This is a genomic window from Staphylococcus sp. HMSC65H10 (assembly GCF_001839185.1).
GTDB lineage: Bacteria > Bacillota > Bacilli > Staphylococcales > Staphylococcaceae > Staphylococcus > Staphylococcus simulans.
Map to the genome: position 1 here is coordinate 1 of NZ_KV840425.1, position 13,113 is coordinate 13,113.

A 13,113-nucleotide genomic window follows, 5' to 3' on the forward strand; every position below is an offset into this window, starting at 1 on the left:
TGTTTTTTCCTTTAAGTGTTTGTTGCTCAATACCTGCGTATTTTGCACGTTTTAAATCTTCTGATAAGTTCAGTAGGAACTCCATCTCTTTCTGTGAAAAATCTAATAATGTTAGGAAATGTCTATTTCTTAAGTTTTGCATTCTAATACAACTCCTCTATGTGATTGATTTCACATTAATTGTAAACGCTTTCTATTGGTTTCGTCAATGAAATTTTGCACAATTATTTAGTTATAACTTTAAATTTGTCTAAGAAGTTAACGTTATGCATAAGGTGTCTTTAAAGGTGCATTTTTAGCGATAACAAAAAGAAAAATATTCATTTATTTGTATGAATATATGACTCGCTTTTATTTGTATTACCTATTCCGTGTAAGTTAACCCTTTTTTGTTCAAAATCAACAAAAATTAATAGAAAGAAAAACGTTGAATTCCTATACTTTCAGCATTTTAAACGTGGAAATAAAAAATATTTCACATGAGCTTAACAAAAACTTAAAAATAGATTGATTTTGGTTAAAAGTAATATAAGATAGTGTTATATAAGAAAATAAATGTCTCCATTAGACATCTATGATACTTACAACTAAGACAGAGCGGAGAGATATCAATGAAAAAACTTTGGTTAATTGTAATCAGTGCATTATTTTTATTAGCGGGCTGTTTCGGTTTGAAATCACATGATCAATCAGACGAAACAATTAAAAAAGGTAAAGCCACTGATCAAATGCAGACATTCAAAATTGGACAAATAGTAGATGCCGATGGTGTGGATGTTCAAGTTATCAAAGCGGAATACATTAATAACTACAGTGATATTGATGCACCAAAGAACGGGAAAGCATTACAAGTAACTTTGAAATTTAAAAATAATAATAAACCAAAAGTGGTTGTGGATTCTAGCGCATTCGCAATGACGATTAGAGGAGAAACGTATCCAGACTGGGTTGGCGGTAATCATTCAGAAGGAAGTTTCACGCATCAACTCAGTCATGGAAAAACTGCAGTAGAATCTTTGACGTTCGATGTACCAGACGCTAAAGTCTATACATTAGAAATGGATGCGCAGTTTAAAAAGAAAAATGTTAAAGGTAAATGGAACATCCACCAAGCAATGATTAAAAAAGGTGACAGTCAAAATGATACAAATAAAGCAGCAGCATCTGATACTAAAGAGAAAAGTTCTAAAAAAGCATCTAAAGAAAAAGACTATCCTTATTCTGCCGATGAATATAATGCGTTAGTTGATTTATACAATGCCTTCACAAAAGGTGAGCGTATGAACCATGTCACACGTGGAGTTACGAACAAAGAATACAATGATTTAGCTGATCGTGTAGATAAATTGCTAGAAGATTATGGAGAAGAGCTTGATGCTGCCTATCAAAAAGCAGTAAAAGAAGAAGAGGCTGAATGGCAAAAAAATCAAGACCGCATCAATAAAGAGTTTGAAGCAGAAATGAAACGCCAAGATGAAGTCAATGCGCGTGAAGAAGCACAACGACGCAAACAAGAAGAGGCGGAACAACGTGCTTATGAAGCTCAAGTACAACGTCAAAATGAACAAGCTGCACGTGAAGCAGAAGCACAAAAACAACAAAATACGAACAATCAATCTCAAGATGATTCACAATAATTGAAAAAGCTGCCTATGGCGGCTTTTTTATATTTATACATAGTATTAATTTGAATTACCTATACTCTAAAGTGTTAATTAAAAAATATTCACTAAAACTTCATAAATATTCGAAAAAAGATTGCTTTTACTTAAAAGTATTATAAAATATTCCTATAAAGACAATTTGATGATAAATGCATTGAAATGTCATCGTTTCACAACTAAATACAGAGCGGAGAGAGAAAGATGAAAAGACTTTGGTTTTTGATGATTAGTGTATTATTTTTATTAGTTGCCTGCAGTGGCGCAAAGTCTGAAGAAAAGATAGAAGGTACAGAAGCAAGAGGTAAAGCAACAGAAGAAATGAAAACATTCAGAGTAGGACAAATCGTTGATGCTGACGGTGTAGATGTTCGAGTAGTTAAAGCAGAGTATGTAAATGATTATGAAGATTACGAAGCACCTAATAACGGTAAAGTATTAAAAGTGACATTAAAATTTAAAAACAATAACAGCGATCAAGTACTTGTAGATTCTAGCGCATTTACAATGAACGTCAGAGGAGAAACGTATCCAGATTGGATTGGCGGAGATGGTACAGACGGTATTTTCTCTCATCAATTAAACTAAGGTAAAACTGCGACAGGCACTTTAACATTTGATGTTCCAGAAGCCAAAGTCTATACCTTAGAAATGGACACGTATTTTAAAACTGCAAATGTTAAAGCGAAATGGACCCTTCATCAAGCAATGATTAAAGATGGCAGTTATAATGAAGCTGACAGCCAATCGGATACGAAGAAAGATAAAACAAAAGCTGAAGACGATAGCGAGGATTATCCATACACAGCAGAAGAATACAATGCGTTAGTAGATGAATATAACGCATTAACAGATGGAGAAAGAATGAACCACGTCACACGTGGTGTCACAAATAAAGAATACAACGATTTAGCAGCACGTATTGATAAACTTTATGATGAATTAGAAGCAGAATGGGATAAAGAATATCAAAAGCAACTTGAACGTGAAGATGCAGAATGGCAAAAAAATCAAGATCGCATCGATAAAGAATTCGAAGCAGAGATGAAGCGCCAAGATGAAATAGATGCACGAGAAGAAGCACAGAGACAAAAACAAGAAGAAGCTGATCAACGTGCCTATGAAGCAGAAATGAAACGTCAAGACGAACAAGCAGCACGTGAGGCACAAGAACAAGCGAAATTAGATGCAGAACTTCAAAAACAAGAAGAAGCAGCAGATCAAGCGATGTTAGAAGAGTAGATAGAAATAAATTTTAGTTTTAAAGGTGAGTTATAAAAATGGATGAATTAAGATATGAAAAACCTAGAAACCGTATCGCAGAAATTGTATTAGGTATTGTCGGCAGTATATTTGGGATTATTGGTGGGGTTTCCACATTAATGGTCGCAAGTGCGAATGAAGCTGTCGGAAATGCTGGAAGCAGTGATATCTATACGTTAGGTATTATCGTTATATTGATGAGTATAGCGACATTCATAATTAGTTGTTTAATTAAGAGAAAGCGTGTATTAATGAGTATCTTGCTCATTATCGCAGGTGTACTAGACTTTTTCTTAATTGGTATCTATGGAATCATCGCAGGTATTTTAATCTTAGCTGCGGGTGTCTTAGCGTTATTACGAAAATAACGCAGTTATAATCAGCATATACATGTGTTGTTATGTGTTGAAAACAGTTACTTTAAGAATAAAGATAATTATATTTCTCAAGCAGAATGGGTTAAGTTATGGCAAAAAGCACTTAAGGTCAACTATAAACCTGTGGCAAATATTAAAGCGATCAAGCCAAACAAAAAAGGCGATTCAGATATACAAGCAGCAATCAAAGAGACATCAAAATATTCGGTGAAGTCATCAGATTATTTAACAGGAAACAAAGAAAAAGATACAGAAATTGTGAGTGATTTAGAACAAGGTTTGTACAGAAAACGTATGTTGAGTTATGGCGGTCTCTTGAAGAAAAAACACAAAGAATTGAATTTAGATGATGTTGAAGAAGGTAATTTAATTCACACAAATGAAGATGAAAAAATAACAGAGGAAGAAGAAAAAGCTTATTCAATTACTGCAATTTGGAATTTCGAAAAGCAAAATTAATTCTTAAAAAATTTACAGCACTAGCTACAAAGTTAGTGCTTTTTATTTTGAAAAGCGCTATACCGCTAGAAATGTCTGGCTTCGCCAAATCATACATTTTTAAATGCATGCATATTCCCCTTATGCTCTTACAAGAAAATTAGTCTCAAATCGAAAATTTGATATTTTTTACAGAAGTCTTCCTTTGCCGGAACTAAAAATCGAGTTACTTTTTGAGTGATTTTATCTAAAATTTTAGTTTGCATGTAAATGGTCAGTATCTAAAAATCAGACACTGATTTTGCTTACTCTTTTCTTTTGTTCTTTTGCTACTTGCGTTGTAATCTTTTTAGATTAATTTTCTTGTTAGATGACTTACTTTTTGTTTATGAATTTTAAAATAGTTTCTCTATCAGAATTTGTGCCAAATTTATATTTAACCAAAACCTATTTTTTATTCTCCGTATATTCAATTAATCCAATAAAAAATTGACCGTCATGAAAAAATGTGAGTTTCATGTTGTCCCTCCTCTGTTTTCTCATGAAATGATGGATGATCTGAGAAGGAAGGTATTAACAAAAACTTATATTTCGCATTAGGACTACCAACCCAATTGTGTTTTTACATTCCATAGTTTGATATTAACAAAATAATGAGATTTGGAAACGACTTTAAGAAAATTAATTGATAGTGTATCGTATAAATTGATTTAAAAATAGTAGTAAAGGTGGTTTGTATGCAAAAGAGAGTTATTAAAGGTATTAAAGAAGGTTTATATGTATTTGTTTTAACGGTTATAGTTGCTTTAATTCTAAATTTTTCAAACTTAAATTATGGACATCATAAGCTTTGGGAGTATTTAGGGAACTTCGGTATAGTTAAAATTTTTAATGATAATGCTTTAAATGGTTTTATTGTTTTAGGTTTTCTAATTGGTTTTGTTGTGTTTGTTTTAGCTTTGTTTTTCCCTGAAAAAGATAAAAAACAATAAGTGTTTTGGTATGTGATTGTTAAGGGTTCAGAGAATCGTTGTCAATAAAGCAATTGGAATTAAGTAATAAAAAACGTGTCTTAATGGGTGTTTTACTTGTTATAGGAGGCGTACTAAACTTTATTTTCATTGGTTTATTCGGAATTTTATCTGGTATTTTAATACTTGTTGCAGGTGTTTTAGCATTAGTACGTAAATAAGAAGAATGATTGGGAGCTGCCGCATTGGCAGCTTTTTAATTGTTGAAAAAGGAGACAATTGGAGATTTTACAACAGAGATTTCTAATAGGTTTGAGTTATGCTATACTATTTTAATCATTGTAGGAAAGAAGGGCGCGCATGCTGTTTTTATTTTTACTGGGTTTAGTTGCAGGGATGGTGGTTCCTGTACAAACTTCTATTAATACAAAACTAATACGCTATACACATTCATCATTCTATTCTTCAGCAATCTCATTTTCAGTCGGCGCTCTATTTTTATTCATTGTAAACTTGATTATTGCACCTGGTCACTTCACATTAAGTTTCTTTTCTGGTCAATCGTTTAATTATACGTGGTTCGTTGGAGGACTATTAGGTGTCTTATTCTTAACAGGAAATCTATTACTGTTTCCAAGGCTAGGTGCGTCATTGACAGTCATTATAACCATTGCTGGACAAATCATTATGGGTGTGATGATTGATACCTTTGGTTGGTTAGGAGCTAAAATAGAACCATTCACATTCTTAAAGCTGATTGGTGTTTTATTGTTATTTATTGGCATCATTGTGATGAATTATGTTAAACATCAACCTAAAGAAGAAAAAGCTAATAAAGTCTTACCATGGTTAGTCATAGGATTTATCTTTGGGTTTGCACCACCGATTCAAACTGCGATCAATAGTCAGTTGGGACAACAAGTACATAGTTCATTATTTGCGTCATTAATTTCATTCTCTGTAGGAGCAATCGCATTAATTGTCATTACAGCGTTTGTAAATCGTTCATTTAAATTATCAACTTATGAACCAGAAGTAGGTAAAATCAAACCAGTTTATTTTATTGGCGGGGTACTTGGTGTGGTATTTGTCACAGCGAATATCGTTTTAATGCCACATTTAGGTGCTGCATTGACGACTATTGTCGGAATGCTGGGCCAAATGTTAATGGGTGTCATAATTGATCACTTCGGCATTTTAGGTGCGAAGAAAAACAAGATTAATGTACGTAAGATTTTAGGAATCATATGTATCTTCATAGGCATCGTCTTACTAAGATTCTTCTAAATTCATATTAAAAAGAACGTTTTTACGACAAGTAGAAACGTTCTTTTTGTTATATAAATATAGCCCAGGAAATAACTTCCCGGGCCAATTCATCATATTTATTTTTTCTTATTCTTCTTAGAAACGACTTTCGTGTTTTTAGGTTTATCTTCTTTTTTCTCTTGTTCGCGTTTAATACGTGCTACTTCTTCATCCGCAACTTTACTGTAGTATCTGTTCGCAAAGAACATTTGAACAATCATAAAGATGGCACTGACTGACCAATAAAGACCTAATGCTGCAGCTGAAGTGAATGAGATATAAATGATGAAGATAGGTGAGATAATCATCATCATGTAACCCATTTGACGTTGTTCTTTCGGCATATTTTCAATGCTGACAAGTGATTGTAAGAAGTAAAGGGCACCGGCAATGATTGTAATCCAAACATCAGGTTCTGTCAGTTTGAACCATAAGAAGTGAGGATGATCTGTGATGCCGCCATGTGAAGGCCATTTTAATGAGACATATAAACCGAAGAGTACAGGCATTTGAATTAAGATTGGCAGACAGCCAAGCATACTCTTCATTGGATTCATGTCGTACTTTTTATAAACAGCCATTAATTCTTGTTGTGCTTCCATTTTTTCTTCTTGTGTACGTGCACGTTTAACTTTTTCTTGTACTTCTTTCATCTCAGGTTTCGCAATATCCATAACCTTACGCATGATTTGACCGTTCTTAGTTTGGCTTAACATAAACGGCAACATAACTAAGCGAATGGCTAATACAATAACGATAATTGCGAGACCATAGTTATCGTTTAAATTATGACCAAGCCAATGTAGTAAATTGTCCATTGGTTTTGCGAAAGTATTAAAGAAGAAACCATTGCGGTTTTCACTCTTTGAATAATCGCAACCTGCGAGCAGTACTGTAGATAACGTCAATAACAGTATGTATTTTATTTTCATCTTTCTCTGCCTTTCTCTTTTTTTATTGAAAATAATTAAGCATCGTATCGAAGTCATTGAAAAAGCAACCGCTTAACAAGGGTTGCGAAAAAGGACAACAATTGCTTATACACTTACAAGATACAATCCTAACATAGAACCTGTATCGATTAAAGAAGAGAAAAGATAAAATAACTTAGCTAAAAGTAATACGATAAACAACCACGCAATACAGTGACAAATTAACTAATCTGCTGCTTTTTCATCTTTCAACGTATTGATAGAAATAGACCATAAAACGATATTTAAGATCATCACAATAAATAATGCGACAACTGTATATAGAAGATCAAAAGTTATAGGCATCGGCAAGGTTTCAAACAACACATAATAAACTAACCCGCCAATAATGACCTGCCCCACAATGTTTAAGAGCTTTCCAATATTAGATTTAACAAATTGAAGTAATAAAGAGGGGAAAGATAACACACTAAAAACAACATAACTAACGAGTGTTATTTCTCCTAAAGCTATCGCAGACGTATCAGTTAAATTTGAAAGTGTAACTGAATCTAAAAACTTTATCGCAGCGATAAACGCAAAGATAAAAATAACGAAGCCAATTACTTCTTCAATAAGTAGTACCAAAAATGAGCTGACAATATTCTTTTCTGGTTTCTCAAAGCGCTCATAAATATATTCAATGACAAAATTCAATAGTATCGAAACAACAACCAAGATAATAAAGACAGTCGGAAGTTTACCTGTAAATAACTGGCTTAAGAATTCTACACCTAAATCCCAATAAACTTTCATGATTTTAAGCTCCTCTTTCTCTTTATGTAATGAGTATATAGATAAAATGCAATAAAAATCAACTGTCATTTTATAACTTTTAAATTAAAAAAGAGAGGCATGTCTAGATTGATTAAATGATGAAGAATGTTGTAAGGACAAGGAATAAAGCGCCTGGGTTAGTCTAACGTTTGTGTGAGGTTATACTGAAGTTAAGGTAGAAACGGTATGCCATGCACAAAAAATGTATGTCTTATAATGTGTAGTGGTTAATTGTGAAAATAAAATGATTATAAAAGAAATTAATATGGGGGCTGTAATGAAAAAGTTTAAATATTTAATGGGGATAGTTTTAACAAGTGTCCTTATACTTGCTGGATGTGGGTTAACTGGCTTAGATGGCGGTCCAGGTAAAAATGTTAAAATTACTGCACTCGCAACAAGTGAATCGCAAATTATGGCACATATGATTCGCCTACAAATTGAACATGATACGAAAGGGAAAGTAAAACCAACCATTATTAACAACTTAGGCTCAGCTACTATTCAACATAACGCCTTATTGAATGGAGATGCGCAAATTTCTTCTACGCGTTATACAGGTACAGATTTAGTAGGAGCGTTAAATCAACAACCTATTACTGACACCAAGAAAGCTATGGATGTTGTTCAAAAAGGCTTTACAAAGCAATATGATCAAACGTTCTTTGATACGTATGGTTTTGAAAATACATTCGCATTCATGGTGACACAAGAAGTGGCTGACAAATATCATCTTGAAACAGTTTCGGATTTAAAGAAACATAAAGACGAGTTGCGTTTAGGTACAGATTCTACTTGGATTAAACGTGCTGGCGATGGTTACCCGGCTTTCACTAAAGCCTATGGATTCAAATTTAAAAGTATCCGACCTATGCAAATCGGCTTAGTATATGATGCTTTAAAAAACAATAAATTAGATGTGGCTCTAGGTTATACTACAGATGGTCGTATTTCAGCTTATAACTTGAAAGTATTAAAAGATGACCGTAAATTCTTCCCGCCATATGACGCAAGTCCACTTGCGAAGAACGACTTCCTAAGAAAGAACCCTAAAATTAAACATTGATTAGAAAAACTTCAAGGCAAGGTCTCTACGAAAACAATGCAAGAGTTAAATTATCAATCAGACGGCAAACAACAAGAGCCAGCCGTAGTCGCAGAAAGGTTCCTCAAAAAACACAACTATTTCGAAAATAAATAGTTATCAATTTATCTTGTGTTAGGACCATGTTATACTGACAAAAATTGGAGGTAGATTATGGCTAAAATTAACCAAAGACAAGTGAGACAAATTGTGCGATTGGTCACACGTATTGTACGTCAGATCATGCGTTCTAGAAATAATAAAGGTTATTAATATAAAGAAGCAGCACTTTCTCAAATTAGAAGAGAAGGTGCTGCTTTTGTTTATCCTTAAATTGAAGCGTATGGATACGCATGTAGTTAAATTTATGAGCGATCTTCTGATGAGTGTCTCTTAGATGCGGCATGTAAAATCTTAGTATGTTCTTCATTAGGTGAGAGTGTTAATCCTAACGCTTTACGCTCTCTATTCGCATCTTTATAGAATGAAAGCGTCATTAAGATAACGACCACACTGAATGGTAAGGCTGAGATAATCGCCGCAGATTGTAGAGCGTCTAATCCTGTCTCGCCTCCGGCAAGCAGTAATACATACGCAATCGCAGAAAGCGCAAGTCCCCATACAATTTTTACGAATCCTGCTGGACGTAATGTACCAAATACCGTCTGCATACCTAAAACGAATGTTGCTGAATCGGCAGAAGTAATAAAGAATGATCCAATTAATGCGAGTGCGATAATGGATAAGACACTGCCTATCGGCAATTCATTAAAGATACCGAATAATTGTGTTTCAGGTGGCATTTTAAAGATTTCAGTATGTTCTTGTCCGACACTGATACCTGTTAAACCGAATACACTGAACCAGAAAATACTGACGATTGTCGGCACTAGTAAGACTGCCATAACGAATTCTCTGATAGAGCGTCCTTTAGAGATACGGGCGATAAAGATACCGACGAACGGACTCCAACTCATCCACCAGCCCCAATAATAAACTGTCCATGTCTGCATCCAGTCATGTTTTTGTTGGTTTAATGGTGCGGTGTCTAAACTGTTAAAGATTAAAGTATTTAAGTAATCACCAGTTGCAGAAGTCATCATGTCTAAGATGAGTAAAGTTGGACCAATGACTAATAAAATCGCAAAGAGAATTGCAGCTAAAATCATATTCAAGTTACTTAAATATTGAATTCCTTTGCTTAAACCACTCCATGCACTGTATAAGAAAAGTACAGTTACGACTGCGATAATAATACCTTGAACTAACTTGTTATTTGGAATACCAAATAAATAATTCAAGCCACCATTGCTCTGCATCGCGCCAACACCAAGTGATACCGCTACACCGATAATTGTCGCAAATACTGCTAAAACATCGACAATGGTACCTGGTAAACCATCCACACGTTTACCTAAAAGTGGTCGTAATGTTTTAGAAATAAGACCGACTTCGCCTTTTCTGAATTGGAAATAAGCGAGTGATAACGCTACGATGCCGTAAACGGCCCAAGGGTGAAAGCCATAGTGTAAGAAACTCGCACGTAATGAATCTGCAAGTGCTTCTTTCGTTTCTGCAGAAGCTGTAGGAGGAGTTAAATAATGTGATACAGGCTCAGAAGCCCCATAGAATACTAAGCCAATCCCCATACCAGCACTAAATAACATTGTCAGCCAAGAGATAGTGTGGAACTCAGGTTTGTCTGTAGGTTTACCTAGCTTTAATTTGCCGATCGGACTAAAAACTAAGAAAATACAGAAAACCAATATGAAAGAAAAGACGAGCATATAATACCAACCGAAAGTTTCTGTAATCCACGCCCCAAGTGCACCAGAAACCTTGCCGAATTGGTTAGGGAAAATTGCGCCGATTAATACTAATAAACCTACAAGTATAGATGCATAAGTAAATACGGGTGAAAACATCTTGTTTGTCTCTTTATGAGTCGTCTTCAAAACTGCAACATCCTTTCTGATTTGAGTATTGAAAAAAGCAAAGACGGTATTTATGCTATCATACCTAGGAAATAATTCAACTTCTTGAAAATTGTAGCTTAAAAAGTGAAAAAATCATTGTAAATTCAAAAAAGGGCATTTTTTGAATTTATATCCAACTTAAGCTGGGGTAAAATAAAAAAACTGGTATATAAGAAAAGAGGGTGAAGATGTATTATAAAAATTTGAAAAAATATTTTACATGCTTGGGGAACAAAATTTAGAAAATGAATATCAAAATCGACAAGAAGCATTTACAACGGTTTTAACAAATATTGAAATTCATCCCATCAGAGACCAAAAACAATGTCAGACTGTAAGCTATCCATTGTTTATTTGTATGAGCAAAGCTTTAGCACATAAAATGGAAGATGTTCTTTTAAATTCAAATAAAATATTAAAACTATCACACAATGGAGGTGATAGTGATGCTAGATGTTGTGGCTGCATTGGTTAAACAAATGATTGCGCAATTTATTTCAGGTGGCAAACAAGATGTTAAATAGTCATGCTTTATTCAGCATGATAATTGAATGCGTCGACTTGTGTTTAGAAACAAGCCGGCGTATTTTTGTATATTGTGTCGATATAGGTTAGATTAAAGATAAGCAGTAAAAATATTGAATCAAATCTAATTAGGAGGAACTTGTAGTGACACAATTATTTACAGATCGTTTATATGAACGCGTTGAGCCAATTTGGGCATCTTACATGGAACATCCATTTATTAAAGGGTTAGCTGACGGCTCTTTGGATGAAGAGAAATTCAAACATTGGTTGAAACAAGATTATATTTATTTAATTGAGTATTCTCGTTTATTTGCGATTGGTGCCGCGAAAGCCATTGATTTAGATATGATGTCGACGTATGCACAATTATTAGATGGCACAATGAATACAGAAATGAACTTGCATCGTGGTTATGCGAAGGAATTTGGTATTAGTGAAGCGGAATTAGAAGCTACTGAACCTGCAGAAACGACAACAGCTTATACAAGTTATATGTTGAATATGGCGCAAATCGGCGGCGTAGAAAATGTGATTGCCGCAATTTTAACTTGTACATGGAGTTACAACTATATTGGTTTGAAATTGGCAGAACAAGATGCTGCGAAAGATCATCCATTATATCGAAAATGGGTAGATATGTATTCATCTGAGGAGTTTACACAATTTAAGAAAGACTGTGTTGAACTGATGAATAAAGTGACAGAAGGACGTTCAGAAGCGGACTTAAAACGACTAGAAGATATTGTCGTACGCACAAGTTATTATGAATATAAATTCTGGGATATGGCAGAAAACTTAAGCACTTGGGACGTGCCGGTAAAATAGAATGATTGAAGATTCAAGTTGTTGCCTTTAAGCTTAGGTAAGCAAAGTATATTGAGGAGGCAAAGAATTGAATAAAAAAGAACTCATGAACTTAGCTTCAACACCTGTGAATGCACCGACATATTCAAGAGTGGATGTTCATTTCAGAAATAGAGAATTTTTAAACATTGTGTATCGCACGGATATTGAGAAACTAAAGGAAGTCGTACCTGAACCGCTAAAAGTGACAAGTGACTTAATCAAATTTGAAGTCATTGATATGCCGGATAGTACAGGTCTTGGTTCATATACAGAATGCGGACAAGTGATTCCAGTAGAATACAATGGAGAAGAAGGAGAGTTCTACTTATCCATGTATTTAAACAATCAACCTGCGATTGCGTTAGGCAGAGAGCTTTCAACATTTCCAAAGAAATACGGAGAACCAAGATTATATGTCGATAACGATACATTAGTAGGTACATTAGATTATCATTCATTACGCGTTGCACAAGCAACGATGACCTATAAATACCATCCGATTGAAACAGAAGAAGCGAAACAACTTATTACCAAACCAAGCTTCATGTTGAAACAATTACCAAATTACGATGGGACACCAAGAATACTTGAAATGACACGTTCTCAAATTACAGATATTCAAATTAAAGAAGCATTCCGTGGTGATGCGCGTCTACAATTATTTGAACATGTGAATGCGCCGCTCGCAGATTTCCCGGTCAAAGAAATTGTCGATGCACAACATATCTTGGCAGACTTAAGACTCGGCCGTCCGGAAGTCATTCATGATTATTTAAAAGAATCATAAGTATTTCAGGAGAAACAAGCTTTGATGTTTGTTTCTCTTTTTTTAAACAAATAGACAGAATATGTCTTTTTTGTAAAGAATGAATACAGTTGTATTCCACTCAGGTATACTAAATATTAAGTATGA

13 protein-coding genes and 3 pseudogenes are annotated in these 13,113 nt (G+C 34.2%); 12 read left to right on the forward strand and 4 right to left on the reverse strand.

What is annotated here, in order from left to right; translation table 11 throughout:
• Positions 1–142 (reverse strand): annotated as a pseudogene (locus HMPREF3270_RS13695) (ornithine carbamoyltransferase subunit F); the annotation flags it as partial.
• Positions 143–611: 469 nt separating this feature from the next.
• On the opposite strand from HMPREF3270_RS13695, the gene HMPREF3270_RS12900 reads away from it, so the two are divergent.
• The 8 genes and pseudogenes from HMPREF3270_RS12900 to HMPREF3270_RS12925 all read left to right on the forward strand — a co-directional run bounded on the left by HMPREF3270_RS12900 (position 612) and on the right by HMPREF3270_RS12925 (position 5,997).
• A complete protein-coding gene (locus HMPREF3270_RS12900; RefSeq protein WP_070463503.1) occupies positions 612–1,637 on the forward strand; it encodes a DUF4352 domain-containing protein in 1,026 nt (341 codons plus the stop codon).
• A gap of 249 nt (positions 1,638–1,886) precedes the next feature.
• On the forward strand, positions 1,887–2,249 hold the full coding sequence (locus HMPREF3270_RS14350) for a DUF4352 domain-containing protein (protein WP_256324396.1): 363 nt from the start codon (positions 1,887–1,889) through the stop codon (positions 2,247–2,249).
• A 63-nt stretch (positions 2,250–2,312) separates the two neighbouring features.
• Entirely contained in the window at positions 2,313–2,903 is a 591-nt protein-coding gene (locus tag HMPREF3270_RS14355; RefSeq protein ID WP_256324397.1) for a hypothetical protein, read from the forward strand.
• A gap of 38 nt (positions 2,904–2,941) precedes the next feature.
• Complete coding sequence (locus HMPREF3270_RS12910; protein WP_060804077.1) at positions 2,942–3,292, forward strand: DUF4064 domain-containing protein; 351 nt, start codon at positions 2,942–2,944, stop codon at positions 3,290–3,292.
• A 3-nt stretch (positions 3,293–3,295) separates the two neighbouring features.
• Positions 3,296–3,760, forward strand: a pseudogene (locus tag HMPREF3270_RS12915) (protein rep); the annotation flags it as partial.
• 716 nt (positions 3,761–4,476) lie between these two features.
• Positions 4,477–4,731, forward strand: coding sequence for a hypothetical protein (locus tag HMPREF3270_RS12920; protein WP_023016212.1), 255 nt, complete (start codon positions 4,477–4,479; stop codon positions 4,729–4,731).
• Positions 4,732–4,769: 38 nt separating this feature from the next.
• A complete protein-coding gene (locus HMPREF3270_RS14100) occupies positions 4,770–4,931 on the forward strand; it encodes a hypothetical protein (RefSeq protein ID WP_176746758.1) in 162 nt (53 codons plus the stop codon).
• Positions 4,932–5,070: 139 nt separating this feature from the next.
• Positions 5,071–5,997, forward strand: coding sequence for a DMT family transporter (locus HMPREF3270_RS12925; RefSeq protein WP_070849009.1), 927 nt, complete (start codon positions 5,071–5,073; stop codon positions 5,995–5,997).
• Between the two features lie 98 nt (positions 5,998–6,095).
• On the opposite strand, the gene yidC is transcribed toward HMPREF3270_RS12925, so the two are convergent.
• The gene (yidC, locus tag HMPREF3270_RS12930; protein ID WP_023016216.1) at positions 6,096–6,950 is read right to left on the reverse strand and encodes a membrane protein insertase YidC; all 855 of its coding nucleotides are present in this window, start codon (positions 6,948–6,950) and stop codon (positions 6,096–6,098) included.
• A gap of 225 nt (positions 6,951–7,175) precedes the next feature.
• Positions 7,176–7,745: a hypothetical protein gene (locus HMPREF3270_RS12935; RefSeq protein ID WP_070849011.1), complete on the reverse strand. Its 570-nt coding sequence runs from the start codon at positions 7,743–7,745 to the stop codon at positions 7,176–7,178.
• A gap of 298 nt (positions 7,746–8,043) precedes the next feature.
• Between HMPREF3270_RS12935 and HMPREF3270_RS12940 the strand changes: the two are divergent.
• Positions 8,044–8,967: pseudogene (locus tag HMPREF3270_RS12940) on the forward strand (osmoprotectant ABC transporter substrate-binding protein).
• Positions 8,968–9,215: 248 nt separating this feature from the next.
• Here the strand turns inward: HMPREF3270_RS12940 and HMPREF3270_RS12945 are convergent.
• On the reverse strand, positions 9,216–10,775 hold the full coding sequence (locus HMPREF3270_RS12945) for a BCCT family transporter (protein ID WP_070849013.1): 1,560 nt from the start codon (positions 10,773–10,775) through the stop codon (positions 9,216–9,218).
• A 271-nt stretch (positions 10,776–11,046) separates the two neighbouring features.
• Here HMPREF3270_RS12945 and HMPREF3270_RS13860 point away from each other — a divergent pair, with 271 nt between their 5' ends.
• From HMPREF3270_RS13860 to HMPREF3270_RS12955, 3 genes are all read left to right on the forward strand, one after another.
• Positions 11,047–11,301, forward strand: coding sequence for a hypothetical protein (locus tag HMPREF3270_RS13860; protein WP_141763163.1), 255 nt, complete (start codon positions 11,047–11,049; stop codon positions 11,299–11,301).
• 194 nt (positions 11,302–11,495) lie between these two features.
• Positions 11,496–12,179, forward strand: a complete 684-nt coding sequence (gene tenA / locus HMPREF3270_RS12950) for a thiaminase II (RefSeq protein ID WP_002480059.1) — start codon at positions 11,496–11,498, stop codon at positions 12,177–12,179.
• A 67-nt stretch (positions 12,180–12,246) separates the two neighbouring features.
• Positions 12,247–12,987, forward strand: a complete 741-nt coding sequence (locus HMPREF3270_RS12955) for an acetoacetate decarboxylase (protein ID WP_002480058.1) — start codon at positions 12,247–12,249, stop codon at positions 12,985–12,987.
• Positions 12,988–13,113: the final 126 nt, after the last annotated feature.